Raw genomic sequence first — 19,132 nt, forward strand, 5'->3', positions numbered from 1 at the left:
GGGGGACCCCGGGGGCGGGGAGGCGTGTCCGCCCGGCAGACTGTGGCGCATGCGCCCCAGTACCCCAACGACGACCAGGCCCTCGGTGGAGGGCACACCCCGCGGCACCACCGTGATGCTGCGCGGCGGCTTCGTGTACAGCCCCGCCGACCCCTTCGCGACGGCGATCGTCGTGGACGGCGGCACCGTCGCCTGGGTCGGCGGGGAAGCCGCCGCCGACTCCTTCGCCGACGGCGTGGACGAGGTCGTCCAGCTGGACGGCGCCCTGGTGACCCCGGCGTTCACCGACGCGCATGTGCACACCACCGCCACCGGCCTCGCCCTGACCGGCCTCGACCTGACGAGCGCGGTGTCCCTGCCGGAAGCCCTGGCCAGGACCGCCGCGCACGCGGCGGCGCACCCCGCCGACCGCGTCCTGCTCGGGCACGGCTGGGACGAGACCCGCTGGCCCGAGCAGCGCCCGCCGACGCGCGCGGAACTGGACCACGCGGCCGGCGGCCGGCCGCTGTACCTGTCGCGTACCGATGTGCACTCCGCGGCCGTCAGCAGCGCCCTGGCCGCGCTCGTACCCGGCCTCGCCGGGCTGCCGGGGCACCACCCGCAGTCGCCGCTGACCCGCGACGCGCACCACGCCGTACGCCGGGCCGCGTACGCCGCCGTGACCCCCGCCCAGCGGGAGGCCGCCCAGCGGGCGGCGCTGGAGCACGCGGCGGCGCAGGGCATCGGCTCGCTGCACGAGTGCGCCGGGCCCACCATCTCCTCGCAGGACGACCTGACGGGCCTGCTGGCGCTTGCCGCGGCGGGGGAGGGGCCGCGGGTGTTCGGCTACTGGGGCGAGCCGGTGCGCACACCCGCCGACCTCGACCGGGTCCGCGACCTCGGCGCGGTCGGCGCCGCGGGCGACCTGTTCGTGGACGGCTCCCTCGGCTCGCACACCGCCTGCCTGCACGCCCCCTACGCCGACGACGCGGCCACCACGGGCGTGTCGTACCTGGACGGCGAGACCATCGCCCGCCACCTGCTGCTGTGCACGCAGGCGGGCGTACAGGCCGGTTTCCACGCCATCGGGGACGCGGCCGTCGACGCCGTCGTGGCAGGGGTGCGGGCCGCCGCGGAGGCGGCCGGCCTGGACCGGGTGCGCGCCCTGCGGCACCGGGTCGAGCACGCCGAACTGCTGACCGGTGCCGCCCTGGCGGCCTTCGCCGAATTCGGCCTGGTCGCGTCCGTGCAGCCGGCCTTCGACGCGGCTTGGGGCGGCCCCGACGGGATGTACGCGGCCAGGCTCGGCGCCGAGCGGGCCGCCGCGCTCAACCCGTACGCCGCGCTGACCCGGGCCGGGGTGCCGCTCGCGCTCGGCTCCGACAGCCCGGTCACCCCGCTCGACCCGTGGGGCGCGGTGCGGGCCGCCGCCTTCCACCGCACACCCGGGCACCGGATCTCCGCCCGCGCGGCCTTCACCGGGCACACCCGCGGCGGCTGGCGGGCGGTCGGCCGCGACGACGCCGGTGTCCTGGTGCCGGGCGCGCCGGCCGACTACGCGGTGTGGAGCGTCGGCGACCTGGTCGTCCAGGCCCCCGACGAGCGGGTCGCGAACTGGTCGACCGACCCGCGCTCCGGCACCCCCGGCCTGCCCGATCTGACCCCGGGCGGTGAGCTGCCGACCGCGCTGCGTACGGTCGTCGCCGGCCGGACCGTCCACCGGCGGCCGAACGGGTGACCTGCGGCGCCCCCGGATGCGGCCGAACGGTGCTGCCTCGGCCGCGTCGGGCGTGTCGCACCCCGTGCGGCCGGTCCGCACTGACCTGCTGATTTGGTGAAACCCCGCAGGTCAAAGGGCTGTTGACAGTTGCCGGTCGGAGGCGAGTAGGTTCGGCGACGTCCACCACAGGACGTCGAACCGGGGGTCCTCCGCGCTTGTGTCGACCGCCGCTGGGCCATGGGGTGTCGCGCCGCACGTGCACGCCGCCACTGGCAGCCAGGTCCAGCGCGCACGACTCGGAACGCGGCTCGCCAGTGGGCCTCTCCGCCCGTGAGGGTACGGAGGGTGAGCGCCGCCCGATCGGCAGGTGTGACCCGGGAAGGGCCCGGAAGCCCAGTAGACAACGGCCTTGGTACGACCCGCAGCCGGCGGGTCCCAGGTCGGCCCGAAGGGCATCCGGGCCCGTCCCGCAGACCAGCCGCGCGGGACGCGGACTTCTGGCGGGGTGCGGCGCAGTGGGAAGCTTTGCGCATCCGCGGCTCACCCTCGCGCCATCACGAGGTACGGTCGCCTTCACCACCCCTCCACCTGCAGGAAGGCCGCGACCGTGCGCCTGCGCCCCGAAGCCGCCCCCGCGGCGCCCCCGGCGGATCCCGGTGTACCGGAAACGGAGCCCGGCGCCCCGCTGGACGAGCCGGAGCGCGGCGCCGCCGAGCAGCCGCCGGCTCCGGCGCGCGCCTCGCGGCGCGGCCGGTTCGCCGCCCTGGCCAGGAAGTCCGCGCCCAGCAGCGCGGTCGCCGCGGCGAGCGGCCTGGCGCTGGCCGCGGCCTTCCCGCCCTACGGCCTGTGGCCGCTGTCGGTGGCCGCGGTGGCCGCGCTGTCGCTGCTGACCCGCGGCAGGACCGTACGCCAGGGCGCCTGGCTCGGCTTCGCCTTCGGGTGGCCCTTCTTCATCTGGCTGCTCCAGTGGCTGCACACCGTCGGCTGGGACGCCGTGGTGGGCCTGGCCGCGATCGAGGCGGCCTTCCTGGCCGCGCTGGGCGCCTGCCTGGTGCTGGGCCAGCGGCTGCCCGGCTGGCCGCTGTGGGCCGCCTGCCTGTGGGTGGCCGAGGAACTGGCCAGGGACCGGCTGCCCTTCGGCGGCTTCCCGTGGGGCCGGCTGGCCTTCGCCAACACCGGCTCGCCCTACACCCCGCTGGCCGCGCTCGGCGGCGCCCCGCTGGTGACCTTCGCCGTGGCGCTCAGCGGCACCCTGCTGGCCTGCGCGGCGCTCGCGGCCGTACGGCTGCGTCCGGCCGGTGCGCGGTCCGTACGGGCCGTCCTGCCGGCCGCGGGGGCCCTGGCGCTGTCCGCGGCGGTGCTGCTGGCCGGGCTGTTCGTACCGGTGCCGACGAACGCCACCGACCACGTGCGGATCGCCGTCGTGCAGGGCAACGTCCAGCAGCCGGGCCTGCACTTCCTGGGCCGGCCGATGATGATCCTGGACAACCACGTCAAGGCCACCCTCAAGCTCGCCGCCGACATCAAGGCGGGCCGGGTGCCCAAGCCGGACCTGGTGCTGTGGCCGGAGAACTCCTCCGACCTCGACCCGTTCACGAACCCGGCCGCCTACGACAGGATCACCGAGGCCGTGCGGGCGGTCGGCGTGCCCGTGCTGGTCGGCGTCCTGGTGGACGGCCCCGACGCCGACCACGTGCAGAACGAGGGCATCGTGTGGGACCCGGTCGACGGCCCCGGCGCCCACTACACCAAGCAGCACCCGGTGCCGTTCGGCGAATACGTGCCCTTCCGCGAGGAACTGACCAAGGTCATCAGCCGGCTCGACGAGATCCCGCGCGACTTCTACCCCGGAAAGACCACCGGTGTGCTGCAGATCGGCCCGGCCAGGCTCGGCGACGTGATCTGCTTCGAGGTCGCCTACGACGGCATCGTGCGCGACACCGTCAACGCCGGGGCGCGGGCCATCGTCGTACAGACCAACAACGCCACGTACGGCAGGACCGGCCAGCCCGAGCAGCAGCTGGCCATGTCCCGGCTGCGCGCCATCGAGCACGGGCGGGCCGTCGTCACGGCCGCGACCAGCGGGATCAGTGCGATCGTCGGCCCTGATGGCAAGATCGAACAGCGCAGCAAGGAATTCACCCAGCAGGTGCTCAGCGCCGACATCCCGCTGCGCGACGGCACAACGCTCGCCGATCGCGTCGGTGCGGCACCCGAGTGGACCCTCGCTATGGTGGGGCTTCTGTCCTGTGCGGCCGCCCTCGCGCTCGGCAGGCGGGACCGTCCCCGCACCACGAAAGGACAAGAACAGCAGTGAACGACGGCGAGCAGCGGAACTTCGGGCCGCTCGGCAAGGTTCTGGTCATCATCCCGACGTACAACGAGGCCGAGAATGTCGTGCCGATCGTGCAGCGGGTACGGGCCGCGGTGCCCGAGGCCGAGATCCTCGTCGCCGATGACAACAGCCCCGACGGCACCGGCAAGATCGCCGACGAACTGGCCGCCGCCGACCAGGCGGTGCGCGTCCTGCACCGCAAGGGCAAGGAAGGCCTCGGCGCCGCCTATCTGGCCGGCTTCCGCTGGGGCATCGACCACGGCTTCGACGTCCTGGTCGAGATGGACGCCGACGGGTCGCACCAGCCCGAGGAACTGCCCAGGCTGCTGACCGCGCTCAAGAACGCCGACCTGGTGCTCGGCTCGCGCTGGATCCCCGGCGGCCGGGTGGTGAACTGGCCCAGGAGCCGCGAGATCATCTCCCGCGGCGGCAGCACGTATTCACGGCTGATGCTCGGCGTCACCATTCGCGACGTCACCGGCGGATACCGCGCCTTCCGCAAGGAGACCCTGCTGGGACTGGGCATGGACGAGGTCGCCTCGGCCGGCTACTGCTTCCAGGTCGACCTGGCCTGGCGCGCGGTCAAGGCCGGCTTCCACGTGGTGGAGGTGCCGATCACCTTCGTGGAGCGGGAGCGCGGCGACAGCAAGATGAGCCGCAACATCGTCGCCGAGGCCTTCCTGCGGGTCACCGCGTGGGGCATCAGCGACCGGGCGGGCAAGATCACCGGCGGCCGGCCGGAGGCCGCGGGCGAGGCCGGGGCGCAGCCCGTGTCCGGCGCCACCGCGGAAACCGACGCCGACGCCGACGCCGGGATCGTCGCCGAGGCGGGCCGGCCGTCGCCCTCGTAGGGACTAGCCGAGGATGTTCACCGCCCGCGCCACCACCAGCACCACCGTCAGCAGTGACACCGCCGACTGCGCGAGCATCAGCGCCTTCGCCCACCGCGTCATCGGCATCACATCGGTCGGGCTGAACGCGGTGGAGTTGGTGAACGACAGGTAGAAGTAGTCGAAGAACGCCGGCTCCCAGTGCGCCGGCGCCAGGTCCGGCGACTGCATCTGGACGAACAGGAAGTCCGGCACGTCCCGCTCGCCCTGGGCGCGGGCGGCCGGACCGCCGCGGTCCAGCTCCCAGTACAGCAGCGCGAAGATCACCATGTTCGTCAGCCAGATCGCGCCGCCGGTCAGCAGCAGCGTCCCGGCCGGGGCCTTCTCGGTGCCGCGGATCAGCGCCGCCACCAGACGTACCGCCGCGTAGGCGTTGGCGCCGCCGATGACCACCGCGAGCCCCAGGCCCAGAGCCCGGTAGGTGCGCGAGCCGCGCTCGATGCGGTGCGGGTTGCCCGCGATCAGCGCCACCAGCAGCGCCAGCTCCACGGCCGGCATCAGCCAGCGCGGATGAACGGCCAGCCGGGACGGCAGCGCCAGTTGGATGACCACCACGGCCAGGACCGCGGCGGTCGAGGCCCAGCGCGCCTCCCCCCGGGTGACCCGGCGCCAGGCCGGTGCCACCCGGCGCTGGGCCGCGGCCAGCTCGCCCTGGGCGGGGGCGAGCAGCGTCTCGATCCTGGCCAGCCGCTCCGCGAGGACGTCCGTGCCGGGCTGCGGGCGGGCTCCTTCGTACGGCCCGGCCGCGTCGTGCGGGCCGCCGCCGTCGGGGGGCTCGGGTGCGGGGTCCTGCGGGTTGTGCGTCACCTGGCACATCGTGTCGCCACGGCGGTGCCGAGTCCACCGCGGGCCGCCGGTCCCCACTCGGCCTTTACCTGCTCTTTGGCACACTTGAGCTATGACGACGAGTACACCGCCCCCTGTCCGCCCGCGCCCCGCGCAGCCGCGGCGGCGCTCCCGCGCCCGCACTGTGGTGCCGCTGGTGATCGCGGCCTGGGCGGTGCTGGAGATCTGGCTACTGGTGCTGGTGGCCGAGGCCACCAGCGGCCTGGTGGTGCTGCTCTGCATCGTCGCGGGCTTCGTGCTGGGCGCGGCGGCCGTCAAGCGGGCCGGGCGCAGCGCCTGGCGCAATCTGACGTCCGCGGTGCAGCAGCAGCAGAACGCCGCCCAGGGCACGGCTCAGGGCGCCACGGTCGCGCCGGTGGGCGGCGGGCGCACCGGGCTGCACATGCTGGGCGGGGTGCTGCTGATCATCCCCGGCTTCCTCTCCGACGCGGTCGCGCTGGTGCTGCTCTTCCCGCCGACCCGCAAGCTGGCCGGCTCGCTGGCCGAGCGCGCCGCCGAGCGGTCCCTGCGCCGCCACCCGCCGGCGGCGGACCCCGGCTCGCTGGGCGACTTCTTCCAGCAGGCCCAGCAGGCCGGTGAGCAGACCCGTATCCACCGCCCCGACGGCAAGGTCATCCAGGGCGAGGTCGTCGACCGGGACGAGCCGCCGAAGGACTGAGCGCGCCCTGCCCGGGGCGGCCCCGCGGGGCCCGGCCCCGGGAGGACGTCCGGACCAGGAAAGGCCCTCGCGGACTGCCCGCGGGGGCCTTCGGGCGCGCGAGCCCGGGCACGAGAGCCCGGGCGCGCGAGCTTTCAAGCGCGGGGCTTTCGGAGACGTACGGCTTTCGGACACGACAAAGCCGCCCGGCGGAAAACGCAACACTGCGTTCCGCGCCGGGCGGGAAGGTCGGGGCTGCCCCCGGACGTCACCCGGGGGGCCGGTCTCAAGCGGTCTTGCGGTTGTCCCGCGGATGCACCGCGATGTTCATCGCCCCGGAGCGCAGGACGGCCAGCCGTTCGGCCAGCACCTCCTCCAACTCCTCGAGCGTGCGCCGCTCCATGAGCATGTCCCAGTGCGTGCGCGCGGGCTTGGTGGTCTTTTCCTCCGGGCCCTCTCCGTCCACCAGGAGAGCGGTCTGGCCGCAGGCGCGGCACTCCCACTCCGGCGGAATCTCGGCCTCCACCGAGAACGGCATCTCAAAACGATGTCCGTTCCGGCATGCGTACTCAACGGTCTGGCGCGGGGCCAGATCGATACCGCGGTCGGTCTCGTAGCTGGTGGCCCCGAGTCGCGTGCCGCGGAGAGCTCGCTCACTCATGAATCGTGCCTCCCGGGCTTGGTCGCCCACAGGACAGGTGTCGCTGTCGTCGTCATCCGGTCAACGTCCGGTCGGCGGTGAAGATTCCCGATGCGGGATATGCGTCGCCCGTCGTGTCGCCCCTGTTTCTACCCACCGGCGCCCGGTTTGTCACATCTGAGGGGAGATGTCACCCGGTGTTGTCATATCTTTTGCGTGCAGTAACGGTCAAGCTACCGGGCCAACCGCGTACACTACCGGTCCGCGCCGCCTCAGGCTAAATCGTGTCCGCGACCTCGCGTTCCCGGAGGCCCGGGCCCGCCGGTGCGGCGGCGCTGGGTCGCGTACCCGCCCCGGAGCCGCCGAAAACCCGCAGGAAGAACTGCGCGAGCGGGCCGATCGCCAGCGCGTAGAGCACGGTGCCGACGCCGACCCCGCCGCCGAGCACGAAACCGGCGGCGAGCACGGCCAGTTCGATGCCGGTGCGGATCAGCCGCAGCGAGCGTCCGGTCCTGCGGTGCAGCCCGGTCATCAGGCCGTCCCGCGGTCCTGGGCCGAAGCGGGCGGCGATGTAGAGGCCGGTCGCCACCCCGTTGAACAGCACGCCGGCGAGCAGCAGCGGGACACGGGCGGTCAGCGCCTCCACGTGCGGGACCAGCGCGCAGGTCGCGTCGATCGACGCGCCGACCAGGACGACGTTGGACACGGTGCCCAGGCCCGGCCGCTGCCGGATCGGCCACCACAGCAGCAGGACCACCGCACCGACGAGAATGGAGATGGTGCCGATGCTGATCCCGGTGTGCCGGGACAGGCCCTGGTGGAAGACATCCCACGGGTCCAGGCCGAGGTCGGCGCGGATCACCAGGCCGTCGGTCACGCCGTAGAGGACCAGGCCGACGTAGAGCCGTACGAGGCGGCCCACCGGAAGCGGGCCACGCGGGAAGGCGGGTGGACGGAACGGGAACGGGCGAAACGGTGACAACGGAACCCCCCTGGCGGTCGTGCGAGCGCGCATGCCACTGTGTGGCCTGCAAGGGGAATGAATCCATGGCCAATCCGCGGAAGGTGGACTGAATTACATGTCGCAGTGGACTGCGTCGGTGAGCGCGGCACATCTGGCCCGGCTCCTGGAGCCGGGACCGCCGGCCGGCGGTGGCGGCCGCAAGCTGCCCGCCTACCGCGGACTGGCCGACGGGGTACGGCTGCTGGTGCTCGAAGGCCGGGTCCAGGTCGCGGCCAGGCTGCCCGCAGAGCGGGAGCTGGCGCTCGCGCTCGGGGTCAGCAGGACCACCGTGGCGGCGGCGTACGAGGCGCTGCGCGCCGAGGGCTTCGCGCGGTCGCGGCGCGGCGCCGGGAGCTGGACGGCGATCCCCGAGGGGCATGTGCTGCCCACCCGCAGCCTGGAGCCGCTGCCGCCGGACGCCGCGGGCTCCGTCATCGACCTCGGCTGCGCCGCGCTGCCCGCGCCCGAGCCCTGGCTGACCCGCGCCATGCAGGGCGCCCTCGCCGAACTGCCCGCGTACGCCGCCACCCACGGCGACTTCCCCGCGGGCCTGCCGGTGCTGCGCGAGGCCATCGCCGACCGCTACACCGCGCAGGGCGTGCCGACCATGCCCGAGCAGATCATGGTGACCACCGGGGCGATGGGGGCGATCGGTGCCGCGGCCCGGCGGGTGGTCGGCTTCGGCGAGCGGGTCGCCGTGGAGTCGCCCAGCTACGCCAATGTGCTGGAGCTGTTCCGCGAGACCGGGGCGCGGCTGGTGCCGGTCGCGCTGCGCGAGGGCCTCGGCGGCTGGGACGTGGGCGCGTGGCGCCGGGTGCTGCGGGACGCGGCACCGCGGATGGCGTACGTGATGCCGGACTACCACAACCCGACGGGGACGCTGATCGGCGACGAGGAGCGGCGCGAGCTGGTCGAGGCGGCGCGGGCCGCGGGCACGGTGGTCGTGGCCGACGAGACGATGGCCGAACTCACCCTGGACGGTGCGGAGTCGGGCGTACGTCCGATGGCCGCGTTCGACCGCGGCGGGACCGTGATGACGGTGGGCTCCGCCAGTAAGGCGGTGTGGGCCGGGCTGCGGATCGGCTGGGTCAGGTCCACGCCCGACGTGGTGCGGCGGCTGGTCTCGGCCCGCGCCTACCTCGACCTCGGCTCGCCGGTCGTCGACCAGCTCGCCGTCGCCTGGCTGCTGCGGGGCGGCGGCTGGGACCAGGCGCTGGCCACCCGGCGGGCGCGGGCCCGCGAATGCCGCGACGACCTCGCGGCGGCGCTGCGCGAGCGGACTCCCGGGTGGGACTTCACGGTGCCGCGCGGCGGTATGACGATGTGGGTACGCACCGGGGACGTCTCCGGCTCCCGGGTCGCCGTGGCCGGCGAGCGCCTGGGCGTCCGCGTGCCCTCGGGACCCCGTTTCGGCGTGGACGGCGCCTTCGAGTCCTACGTCCGGATCCCCTTCACGGTCAGCGGCACGACGGCGGTGGAGGCGGCGATGCGGCTCGCCGCGGCGGCGGATCTCGTCCGTTCGGGCGCGGCGCCCGACGCAGAGGCCACGGGCCTCTTCGTCGCCTAGCCCCTCCGGGGGCGCGGCGGTTGTGCGGTTCCCCTCCCGCAAAGGGGTACGCCTCCCCGCGCGCGGGCCGGGTGCCGCTGCGTCGCCGGGTACGCATCCCCCGGGGACGGGGGTCCGACGGCTCCCCTTCCGCAAGGGGGCGCCCCCCAGGGGCGCGGGGAACTGCGCGAGCAACCACCCACCGGCCGGTGGTCCGGATGCGACAGCAACAGTTCCTTTCGGCCGGTGACGACCCGCGCCCCGGCGGGGGCTGAGCGCGCAGTTCCCCGCGCCCCTGGTGGCGTGCGGTCCGTCCGCACACGACGGTGGGTCGTGGCTGGCCGCGCAGTTCCCCGCGCCCCTGTAGGCCACCCGGTGACGTGGCGGTACCCCAGCCCCGTGTCCGCGGACGGCCACCCGGTGACGTAGCGGTACCCCGAGCCCGTGCCCGGGGGACGGGCACCCGGTGACGTGGCGTCACCCCAGCTCCGTGTACCGGGGAAGGGCACCCCCTTCACGCCGTGGAACCGCAGAACCCGCGTCAGCGGTAGGCCACCCGGTGACGTAGCGGTACCCCGAGCCCGCGTCAGCGGAAGGGCGCTGCCTCACGCGGTGGAACCGCAGGCCCGTGCCCGGGGAGGGCAACCCGGGGACGCAGTACCCCCCAGCTCCGTGTACCGGGGAAGGGCGCCCCCTTCACGCCGTGGAACCGCAGAACCCGCGTCAGCGGTAGGCCACCCGGTGACGTAGCGGTACCCCGAGCCCGCGTCAGCGGAAGGGCGCTGCCTCACGCGGTGGAACCGCAGGCCCGTGCCCGGGGAGGGCAACCCGGGGACGCAGTACCCCCCAGCCCCGTGCCCGGGGAAGGGCGCCCCCTTCACGCCGTGGAACCGCAGAACCCGCGTCAGCGGAAGGGCGCCCGGGGGAAGCAGCAGCCCCCGAACCCCGCGGTAGCGGGTGGGTGCCCGGGGGGCGAGGGGAACGCCGACCTTGGTCAACCGAGGTCGGCGACGGTGCGGATGACGGCCTCCTTGCGGAGGAGCGCGGGGGCGGGGTCGGGCGCCGGGGCCGGGTCGGGGGTGGCGCCGGGGAGGAGGGACAGCACGGCCTCCCGCTGCGGGGACGTCGTCTCGTCGTCGTACGGATCGGGCGTCGCCGGCACCTGGAGGCGGAGGACGGGCCCGGTGCCGAGCCGGGCGTAACCGCGCCCGGGCGGGGCGTCCGCGGCCGGCGTGGTGCGCTGCGCGGCGCCCAGCACGGCCTCGACGTGCTCGGGGGCGAGCCGCCCCAGCACCACCCGCGCGCGGGTGTGGGCGATCACGACCGGCGCCAGCGCCTCCGTCGCGTCGAGCTGATCGGCCACCGCGACGGCCACGTTGACCGTACGACCGTGCCGCAGCGGTACGTCCAGCAGCAGCTGCGGGTCGGGCCGCCCCTCCGCCAGCGCCAGCTGGCTCAGCGCGGTCGGCCGGTCGACCAGGATCCACAGCGGGCGGCGCGCGTCCTCGTCCACCGGCCGGCCCGCCTGCCGGGCGCGGTTGACCGCGATGAGCCGCCGCTCGGTCTCGTGCGTGGCCCACTCCAGCGTGGCGGACGCGCCGAGCAGCCCGTCCTCGACCGCGAGTACACCGGGCCGCCCGGTCAGGCACGCGTACTCACCGGTGCCGCTGCCGTCCACGATGACGACGTCGCCGTGCACCAGCGACTGGAGCGCGATGGACCGCAGCAGGCTGGTCGTCCCGGTGCCGGGCTGGCCGAGCGCCAGCAGGTGCGGCTCGGTGGAGCGCGCCCCGGTGCGCCACACCACCGGCGGCGCGTCCCTGGTCTGCTCGCCGCTCCCGGCGACCGGCACGGTCCGCGGTACGGCCTCGGCGTCGGTGAAGCCGAGCACCGTCTCGCCGGGCGCGGTGACGAAGCGCTGGGCGACGATGTCGGTGGGCAGCGGCGGCAGCGCGGTGAGGACGAGGTGGTTGTCCTCCTCGTTCCAGTCGAAGCGGTACTCCCTGCCCCGCCCGGCCTTGGCGTGCAGCAGCTGCTCCACCCGGGTACGCGAGTCGGCCTCGCCGTCGGTGAAGTACGCCGGGTAGCGCAGGTCGAGCCGCACCAGCCGGCCGGCCTCGAAGTCGTAGGAGCCGAACGCCTTCGCCCAGCTGCCGTCGTAGGTGTAGAGCGGCGCCGGGTCGGCCGGGTCGGACAGGTACGGAACCAGCGCCTCGTACAGCGACTGCAGCCGCGCGGTCTCCGCCTCGCCCGGCCCGGCCGCCGCCGGGGTGCGGTCCCGGCCCATCCACGCCGCGGACGCGGCCAGCGCGGCGACGGCCAGCAGCGGGCCGTACGGCATCATCACCACGACCACCGCGCCGGCGGCGGCCAGCAGCAGCGCGGGGCCGCGCCGGTCCTTGGGGGTGCGGGCCCACCAGTCGCCGGTCCAGGCCGCCTGCCGGCGCATGCCGCGGGCGATGGTGATGACCGGGTGCAGGACGTCGGAGGCGCCGTCGGCGGCGCTGCGCGCCAGGTCGCGGCTGCGGACGAGCGCCGGTCGGCTGCTCAGGATGCTGGGAAGGGGACGCCTGGCCACGGTTGCTCCATGGGGTGACTCGGGTGCGGGGACCGCGGGGGACGCGCGGCGGGGCGGAGGGGGAGGGGCCGAAAGCGACCCGGGAGCGGGGCGACCGCTCCCGGGTCCGGGGGTGACATGTGCGCCGTCTGCCGTGGACGGCGGGCTAGATCTTGATCCCGCTCAGCATGCCGGCCAGGCTCGCGCCGCCCGCGGTGATGCTCGGAGCGATGGCGGTGCTCGCGAGGTAGAAGCCGAAGAGAGCGCTGACGATGCCGTGGGACACCTTCAGCCCGTCCTTGCGGAAGAACAGGAAGACGACGACGCCGAGCAGGACGACGCCGGAGATCGACAGGATCATTGCTTTCTCCTGGGTGCTGGGGACGGTCACCATGAGTTCTTCAAGAGTCACAAAAAGTCATGAATCCCGCTCGGTGGCAAATGGGTGATTTGTAGATAATTTGGCCCACGAGGGTGGAAGCCCGGACGAGTCGGCCCGGATGCCGCCGCGCCCCCGCCCCGCCGCGCCCCGGCCGATCCCGCCCGAACGAGTGAGCCGGCGTCCGCACGCCGTGCGGCCGGTCCGCTCCGGCAGGATGGCCGTGTGCAGCTCACCCCGATCACCTGGCCCCGGCTCGCCGAAGCCCTCGCCGACCGGATCACCGCGGCGCCGCCGCCCGCGGGCCCCTGGTGGCGCGTCGCGGTGGACGGCGCGCCCGCCGCCGGCACCGCCGACCTCGCGGACGCGCTGGCCGCCGCGCTGCCCGCGCTCGGCCACCCCGTGCTGAGGGTGCGCTCGGCCGGCTTCTGGCGGCCCGCCTCGCAGCGCCTGGAGTACGGGCACGAGGACGTGGACGCGTACTACCAGCTGTGGCTGGACACCGGCGCCCTGCGCCGCGAGGTGCTCGACCCGCTGGGCCCCGGGGGCACCGGCCGCGCCCTGCCGTCGCTGCGCGACCCCGGCACCGACCGCTCCACCCGGGCGGAATACGTGACGCTGCCGCCCGGCGGCGTCCTGGTGCTGGACGGCCCGCTGCTGCTCGGCCAGGGCCTGCCGCTGGACCTGACGGTCCATCTGCGGCTGTCGCGGGCCGCGCTGGAGCGGCGCACGGAGGCGGCCGAGCACTGGACGCTGCCCGCCTACGAGCGCTACGCCCGCGAGGCGCTGCCGGAGGAGAGCGCCGATGTCCTGGTGCGTGCCGACGACCCGCGGCACCCGGCCTGGACCGGCTGAGGGCAGGCGCGCCGTACCGGGACCGGCGCGGCGAACGGGTGCCGTGCCCCGGCCCGGACCGGCGCGGCAAACGGGCGCCGCGCCCCGGCCCGGACCGGCGCGGTGACGGGTGCCGCGCCCCGGCCCGGACCAGCGCGGCAAACGGGCGCCGCACCCTGGCCCGGACCGGCTGAAGTCCCCGCCCCGCACCGGCCGGCGGCCCCGGGACGTCCCGCCTTGCCCTGGGGGTGCGCGCCCCGCTAGCGTCCTCGAACACCATGACTGTCGCCACCGCGCCGCTGACCGCCGAGCACATACCCCTGGCCGTGCAGCGCTACGACCGCTGGTTCTCGCGTGCCCGGCTCCCCCCCTCCCAGCGGTCCTGGCTGGCGGACGGACCCGTGCGCGGCGACGAGTTGGTGGGCAAGCTGCACGCCGTGCCCGGCCTCGAATCCTGCCGCGCGCTGGACGGCGACGGCAATCTGATCGGCTACCTCGCCGCCCAGCCGGTCACCCTCGACCCGGACGACCCGGCGGCGCTGCGCACCCACCCGCGCTCCGCCCTGGTCCCCTACGGCGGCCACGCGCTGCCCGGCGGCCGGGAGACCGAGGTGCTGCGCTCGCTGTACGCCAGGATCGCCGACCGGCTGGTCGCCGACCGCCGTCTGGTCCACTACGTACAGGTGCCGGCCGGCGAGATCGCCACCGCCCCCTGGTCCGACCTCGGCTTCGGGCGCGAGCTGGTGCACGGCCTGATGGCGGTCAAGGCCAGGGGCCGCCAGCCGCGCGGCGTCGACGGCCTCGGCATCCGCCGGGCCGGCCCCGGCGACCTGCCGCAGATCGGCCGGATGGCCGCCGAGTCCTCGCGGCGGCAGCGCGAGTCGGCGATGTTCCAGCCGCAGCCGGAGGGCGCGCTCGCCGCGCTGCGGCTGCACTACGCCGACGCGCTCGCCGACCCGCGCTGCGGCGCCTGGATCGCGTCCCGCAGGGGCGAGGAGATCGCCATGGTGCTGGTCGTCCCGGCCGTCGCCGACCCGGTGACACCCGAGTCCTGCGTCGAACTCGCCGAGGCGTACGTGGCGCCCGCCGCGCGCGGCGAGGGCATCAGCCGGGTGCTGCTGGCCACCGCGCTGGCCTGGGCCTACGACGGCGGCCACCGCTACATGTCGGCCCGCTGGCACTCCGCGTCCCCGCTGGCCGCCGGGCACTGGCCCGCGGTCGGCTTCCGGCCGGTGGGCTACCGGCTCAGCAGGACGCTGGACGCGCGGATCGGCGGAGCGCCGGGCAGCTACTGACGGGCGGACCGGCGTCCCGTCGTCCGCGACTCATGACACATCCGAAATAGCTGTACAAATCCGGCATTTCACGGTGATGCGGGTCACCTCCGGCTCGTCGTGTGACCGGCGTCATGGTGTGAACACGGTCCGGCTTCCCCGGACCACCCGCTGTTCACAGCGCGGCCCGTTTCTCACCCCGCGCACCCCGCCGCTCGACCCGCCGTGACCGGCGCGCACACGTACCGGTGCGCCCGGGTGGCGAGGAGTAACCACCGGTACGGGCGGAATGGTGCGGCATGCCGCGTTTGGTTGCCCGCCGCTCGGGGCGTCGTCTAGCTTCGCCCTACCGCGGGCCGGACGTCCGCGAGATCCGCCGGGCGGAACGCCGAATCCTGCCGCCGCCCGGTCACCGGAACAGCCGAGCATTCAGGGCAGGAGCGGGGGACCCGGGTAAGCCGCCGTCCGGGAGGACCCGGACGGCTCGGGGTGAAGCCGCACCGCCGTACGCGCACCGCACAGCGCGACCACGGCGGACCGCGGCCGGGCATCTCCTGCCCGAACCCGACAGCTCACCTCGCAGGCGTAGGAGAGGAAATCCCCCATGCCCGCAAAGGGACAGCACCGCAAGCCCCGCTCACTCAACCGCCTCACCCGCGTGTGCATCGCCGCGGGCACCGGAGGCGCCGCCCTCGTGGTGCCGCTGGTCGGCGTCGCCCACGCGTCGGCCGCCGAGCCGGCCAAGGCGCCGGCCGTGTCCGCCAAGGCCCAGCAGTACACCGTGGTCCCCGGCGACACGCTGGCGAAGATCGCCGCCGCCCACCACGTCAAGGGCGGCTGGAAGCCGCTCTACGAGGCCAACAAGAAGGTCATCGGCGCCAACCCCGGCCTGATCCGGCCCGGCCTGCACCTCACGCTGAACACCGCCCCGGTCAAGGCCGCCCCGGCCCCGGCGGCGAAGACCGCGTCCGCCCCGGCCGCGAAGGCGGCGCCCGCCGCCGCCGTGAAGGCCGCCAGCTCCGCCGCCTACAGCAAGCCGGTCGGCGACGCCGCGATCGGTACGCAGTACCACGCCGAAGGCTCCAACTGGTCCTCCGGCTACCACACCGGTGTCGACTTCCTGGTCGACAGCGGCACCCCGGTCCACTCGGTGGCCGCGGGCACCGTGGTGCACGCCGGCGCGGACGGCGCCTACGGCAACGACGTGATCATCCAGCACGCCGACGGCAAGTACACCCTGTACGGGCACCTGACCAACCCGGTGGTCTCGGTCGGCCAGACCGTCACCTCAGGCCAGGAGATCGGCATCTCCGGCGCGACCGGCAACGTCACCGGGCCGCACCTGCACTTCGAGGTGCGCACCACCCCGGACTACGGCTCCGACATCGACCCGGTCGCCTACCTCGCGGCGCACGGCGTCACCGTCTGACCCTTCGGCGCGACCCCCCGAGAACGTGCCCGCCCGGATTCCATCCCCGGGCGGGCACCGCCTTTTCCCCGGCCGCTCCCCGGCGTCATCCTTCGGTCCCGGCTACCCGAACATCCCGGCCAGTTCGCCGCGCGAGACCACACCGAGCTTCGGATACGCCTTGTAGAGGTGGTAGCCGACCGTCCGCGGACTGAGGAACAGCCGGGCCGCGATGTCCTTGTTCGACAGGCCCTCCGCGGCCAGCCGCACGATCTGCGACTCCTGCGGAGTGAGCCCCGCCGCCGCGTCCACCGGGCCGCCGTCCCCGGCCGCCTCCGGCACCGTGCCGCCCGCCGCGCCCAGCTCACCGCGCGCCCGGTCCGCCCACGGGCGCGCGCCGAGCCGCTCGAAGGTGTCCAGGGCGCCGCGCAGCCGCACCCGGGCCTCGTTCTTGCGCCGCGCCCGCCGCAGCCACTCCCCGTACAGCAGCTCGGTGCGGGCCGACTCCATGGCCCGCCGGTGCGGGTCGTGCGCCGCCAGCGCCTCGTGGAAGTACGCCTCCGCGCCCGTGTCCGGCGCCCGCAGCGCCCGGCAGCGGGCCACCAGCGCCGCCGCCCACTCCTGGCAGGACCGCGCCGCCCACGCCTCGAACCGGGCGAAGGACGCGTCCGCCCGCCCGGGCTCGCCGACCCGGACCGCGGCCTCCACCAGGTCGGGCACACTGCGGGTCGCGCAGATGTGGTGGCGCACCGACTCCTCGCCGAGCAGCGCGAGCCGGTCCAGCGCCGCCCGGGCGCGGCCGAGCCCCAGGTCCAGCAGGCCCTGCGACCAGTACGCCCAGGGCGCGCCCGGCGCCATCGCCGTACCCGAGCCGCCCGCGAGGGCCGCGTCCACCATGCGGCGGCAGCCGTCCTCGTCGCCGCGCAGCGCGGCGATGTGCGCCAGGGCGCTGCTCAGCTGGCTCACCCACTGCCGCTGGCCGGTGTCCGCCGCGATCCGCAGCCCCTCCGCGGCGGTCGCCGCCGCGTCGCCGTAGCGGCCGTCGAAGATCTCCGCCTCCGCGCGGAAGAACATGATCGTGGTGAGCCGCCCCACCCCGCCGCTCTCCCGGCTCTCCGCGGCCAGCGCCGTGGTCAGCTCGTGCGACTGGGCGTCCTGGCCGAGGGTGAGGCCCACCCCGCACAGCATCACCAGATCCCGCGGGTCCACCCGCCCGCCGTGCGCCGCCCGCGCCGCCGCGGCGGCCTCGCCGACGGCCGGCGGCACCCGGCCGGCGGCCCCCCGGCCCAGCGCACCGGTCAGGAAGCCGGCGACCGGCAGGATCGGGGCGCCGGCGGGCAGCCGCAGCGCCGCCAGCCGCTCGACGGTGTCGGCGACCTCCTCCGCGCCGAGATACCACGCGGTGTGCGTGGCCTGCACCAGCATCCGCGCCGCCCGCGCCGGATCGGTCCCGGCGACCAGCGCGGCGCCCTCGATGAGCATCCGGTGCGCCCCGGGGAAGTCGCCCTCCCAGAAGCCGGCCAGCCCCCGTACGTGCAAGGTCCGCGCCGCCGCCTGTCCGGCGGGGTCCGCGCCGGGGGCGGCCGCCGCGCGGGCGGCCTCCTCCGCGAAGGTGCGGGCACGCGGGATCTCGCCCGCCTCCGAGGCGGACTCCGCCGCCAGCAGCAGCCGGCGCAGCCGGGCGCCCGGGTCGGTGCTCAGGCGCGCGGCACGGTCGTAGGCGGCGGCTGCCGCGGTGTGCCCGCTGCGTTCCCCGGCGCGGCTCGCGGTCTGTTCGAGCGCGGTCGCCACCTCCTCGTCGGGGCCGGTCGCGGCGGCGGCCAGGTGCCAGGCCCGGTGGTCCGGGTCGCGCCGCGGGTCGGCGGCGCGGGCCAGGGCGCGGTGGGCGGCGAGGCGTTCGGGCAGCGCGGCCCGCTGGTGGATCGCGGCCCGCACCAGCGGGTGGCGGAACCGCAGCGCGGTGCCGTCCACCGTGACGAGCCCGTTGTCCTGCGCGGGCGGCAGGTCCGCGACGCCCGCGCCCAGATCGGCCGCGGCCCGCAGGATCGTGCCCAGCTCGCCGGTGTGGTCGGCGGCGGCCACCAGCAGCAGCGTCTGGGTGGCCCGCGGCAGATGGCTGACCCGGCCGTGGAAGGCCAGTTGCAGCCGGCTGGTCAGCGGCAGCGTCCCCGCCGAAGCCGCGCCCGCGTCCGTACCGCGCAGGCCGACCGGAAGTTCGAGCAGCGCCAGCGGATTGCCCTGCGCCTCGGCGAGCACCCGGCGGCGTACCGGCTCCGCGAGCGGCCCCGCCCGGTCGGCGAGCAGCGCGCCGGCCGCGGCCTCGTCCAGCGCGGCCGGGCGCAGCTCGGGCAGCCCGGACGCGGTGAAGGCGCCCTCGCCGTCCCGCGCGGCGAAGACCATCGCGATGCCCTCCGCGTCCAGCCGCCTGGCGGCGAACAGCAGCGCGTCGGTGGACGCCCGGTCCAGCCACTGGGCGTCGTCCACCACGCACAGCAGCGGCCCGTCCCCCGCGTGCTCCGACAGCAGCGACAGCACCGCGAGCCCGACGAACATCGGCTCGCCGGCCCCCTCGGTCGCCAGCCCGAAGGCGGCCCGCAGCGCCCGCCGTTGCGGCTCGGGCAGCGCGTCCAGCGAGCCCAGCGCGGTACGCAGCAGCAACTGGATTCCGGCGAAGGGGAGTTCGGCCTCGAATTCGACGCCCGAGCCGCGTACCACCGTCATCGGGCCGGCCGCGGCCACCGCGTGTTCGAGCAGCGCGGTCTTGCCGATCCCGGCCTCCCCGCGCAGCACCAGCACCCCGCTGCGCCCGGCCCGCGCGTCGTCGAGCAGGACACGCAGCGCCGCGGCCTCCCCGTCCCGTCCGTGCAGCATGCCCAGCACGCTAACCGATCGGCCCGCCGCGGTCCGCCCCGGCGAGCCCCCGCCGGATCGCCGGCTCCACCGGTGTGTACGCCCCGTCGGCCCGCTCCAGCTCCAGCGGCGCCGCCGGACAGAGCGGCGGCTGCGCCAGGAAGCGCGGCCTGGTGCCGTGGTTGGGCTGCGCCGCGCACTCCTGTGCGGTCGCCGCAGGGAGGGCGCCCTCGA

General features: G+C 75.5%; 14 protein-coding genes, 1 pseudogene and 1 riboswitch. Of the genes and pseudogenes, 8 read left to right on the top strand and 7 right to left on the bottom strand.

Translation table 11 applies throughout. The annotated features are described in order from the left end of the window. Positions 1-49 precede the first annotated feature (49 nt). From OHA86_RS31860 to OHA86_RS31870, 3 genes are all read left to right on the top strand, one after another. Positions 50-1,717, top strand: a complete 1,668-nt coding sequence (locus OHA86_RS31860) for an amidohydrolase (RefSeq protein ID WP_329180880.1) — start codon at positions 50-52, stop codon at positions 1,715-1,717. A gap of 589 nt (positions 1,718-2,306) precedes the next feature. Beyond that, positions 2,307-4,016, top strand: a complete 1,710-nt coding sequence (lnt, locus tag OHA86_RS31865; RefSeq protein ID WP_329180882.1) for an apolipoprotein N-acyltransferase — start codon at positions 2,307-2,309, stop codon at positions 4,014-4,016. Continuing rightward, positions 4,013-4,885: a polyprenol monophosphomannose synthase gene (locus OHA86_RS31870; protein ID WP_329180884.1), complete on the top strand. Its 873-nt coding sequence runs from the start codon at positions 4,013-4,015 to the stop codon at positions 4,883-4,885. Before lnt ends, OHA86_RS31870 begins: the two co-directional genes overlap by 4 nt. Before the next feature lie 3 nt (positions 4,886-4,888). Here OHA86_RS31870 and OHA86_RS31875 read toward each other — a convergent pair whose 3' ends face one another. Beyond that, positions 4,889-5,731, bottom strand: coding sequence for a hypothetical protein (locus OHA86_RS31875; protein WP_329180886.1), 843 nt, complete (start codon positions 5,729-5,731; stop codon positions 4,889-4,891). Positions 5,732-5,822: 91 nt separating this feature from the next. Between OHA86_RS31875 and fxsA the strand changes: the two genes are divergently transcribed. After that, positions 5,823-6,428, top strand: coding sequence for an FxsA family membrane protein (gene fxsA, locus OHA86_RS31880; RefSeq protein WP_329180888.1), 606 nt, complete (start codon positions 5,823-5,825; stop codon positions 6,426-6,428). Between the two features lie 265 nt (positions 6,429-6,693). Here fxsA and OHA86_RS31885 read toward each other — a convergent pair whose 3' ends face one another. Both OHA86_RS31885 and yczE read right to left on the bottom strand, forming a co-directional pair. Then, entirely contained in the window at positions 6,694-7,068 is a 375-nt protein-coding gene (locus OHA86_RS31885; protein WP_031517570.1) for an RNA polymerase-binding protein RbpA, read from the bottom strand. 256 nt (positions 7,069-7,324) lie between these two features. Beyond that, positions 7,325-7,969 (bottom strand): membrane protein YczE, encoded by a 645-nt coding sequence (gene yczE / locus OHA86_RS31890; protein WP_329180895.1) that lies wholly within the window; start codon positions 7,967-7,969, stop codon positions 7,325-7,327. 157 nt (positions 7,970-8,126) lie between these two features. On the opposite strand from yczE, the gene yczR reads away from it, so the two are divergent. Further along, positions 8,127-9,617 carry a MocR-like transcription factor YczR gene (yczR, locus tag OHA86_RS31895; protein ID WP_329180897.1) on the top strand — a complete coding sequence of 497 codons (1,491 nt, stop codon included), beginning with the start codon at positions 8,127-8,129 and terminating at the stop codon, positions 9,615-9,617. A 973-nt stretch (positions 9,618-10,590) separates the two neighbouring features. On the opposite strand, the gene OHA86_RS31900 is transcribed toward yczR, so the two are convergent. Further along, positions 10,591-12,174: a hypothetical protein gene (locus OHA86_RS31900; protein WP_329180899.1), complete on the bottom strand. Its 1,584-nt coding sequence runs from the start codon at positions 12,172-12,174 to the stop codon at positions 10,591-10,593. Between the two features lie 145 nt (positions 12,175-12,319). Next, complete coding sequence (locus tag OHA86_RS31905) at positions 12,320-12,514, bottom strand: hypothetical protein (RefSeq protein WP_329182633.1); 195 nt, start codon at positions 12,512-12,514, stop codon at positions 12,320-12,322. 243 nt (positions 12,515-12,757) lie between these two features. On the opposite strand from OHA86_RS31905, the gene OHA86_RS31910 reads away from it, so the two are divergent. The 3 genes from OHA86_RS31910 (at position 12,758) to OHA86_RS31920 (ending at position 16,069) form a co-directional block, all read left to right on the top strand. After that, on the top strand, positions 12,758-13,387 hold the full coding sequence (locus tag OHA86_RS31910; RefSeq protein ID WP_329180901.1) for a uridine kinase: 630 nt from the start codon (positions 12,758-12,760) through the stop codon (positions 13,385-13,387). Positions 13,388-13,644: 257 nt separating this feature from the next. Further along, entirely contained in the window at positions 13,645-14,661 is a 1,017-nt protein-coding gene (locus OHA86_RS31915) for a GNAT family N-acetyltransferase (RefSeq protein ID WP_329180903.1), read from the top strand. Positions 14,662-15,049: 388 nt separating this feature from the next. After that, positions 15,050-15,239, top strand: a riboswitch (cyclic di-AMP (ydaO/yuaA leader). A gap of 5 nt (positions 15,240-15,244) precedes the next feature. Further along, positions 15,245-16,069 carry a M23 family metallopeptidase gene (locus tag OHA86_RS31920; RefSeq protein ID WP_329180905.1) on the top strand — a complete coding sequence of 275 codons (825 nt, stop codon included), beginning with the start codon at positions 15,245-15,247 and terminating at the stop codon, positions 16,067-16,069. A 102-nt stretch (positions 16,070-16,171) separates the two neighbouring features. Here the strand turns inward: OHA86_RS31920 and OHA86_RS31925 are convergent, their stop codons facing one another. Together OHA86_RS31925 and OHA86_RS31930 are read right to left on the bottom strand one after the other, a co-directional pair. Further along, positions 16,172-18,919 (bottom strand): helix-turn-helix transcriptional regulator, encoded by a 2,748-nt coding sequence (locus tag OHA86_RS31925; protein ID WP_329180907.1) that lies wholly within the window; start codon positions 18,917-18,919, stop codon positions 16,172-16,174. A 10-nt stretch (positions 18,920-18,929) separates the two neighbouring features. Further along, positions 18,930-19,094: pseudogene (locus OHA86_RS31930) on the bottom strand (phytanoyl-CoA dioxygenase); the annotation flags it as partial. Positions 19,095-19,132: the final 38 nt, after the last annotated feature.

Source organism: Streptomyces sp. NBC_01477 (assembly GCF_036227245.1).
Lineage (GTDB): Bacteria > Actinomycetota > Actinomycetes > Streptomycetales > Streptomycetaceae > Actinacidiphila.

Bases quoted from the DNA above. Each gene is read 5' to 3' on its own strand.
- OHA86_RS31915 (WP_329180903.1), top strand. From the start codon at position 13,645: ATGACTGTCGCCACCGCGCCGCTGACCGCCGAGCACATACCCCTGGCC.
- yczR (WP_329180897.1), top strand. From the start codon at position 8,127: ATGTCGCAGTGGACTGCGTCGGTGAGCGCGGCACATCTGGCCCGGCTC.
- OHA86_RS31885 (WP_031517570.1), bottom strand. From the start codon at position 7,068: ATGAGTGAGCGAGCTCTCCGCGGCACGCGACTCGGGGCCACCAGCTAC.
- fxsA (WP_329180888.1), top strand. From the start codon at position 5,823: ATGACGACGAGTACACCGCCCCCTGTCCGCCCGCGCCCCGCGCAGCCG.
- OHA86_RS31920 (WP_329180905.1), top strand. From the start codon at position 15,245: ATGCCCGCAAAGGGACAGCACCGCAAGCCCCGCTCACTCAACCGCCTC.
- OHA86_RS31905 (WP_329182633.1), bottom strand. From the start codon at position 12,514: ATGATCCTGTCGATCTCCGGCGTCGTCCTGCTCGGCGTCGTCGTCTTC.
- OHA86_RS31925 (WP_329180907.1), bottom strand. From the start codon at position 18,919: ATGCTGCACGGACGGGACGGGGAGGCCGCGGCGCTGCGTGTCCTGCTC.
- OHA86_RS31860 (WP_329180880.1), top strand. From the start codon at position 50: ATGCGCCCCAGTACCCCAACGACGACCAGGCCCTCGGTGGAGGGCACA.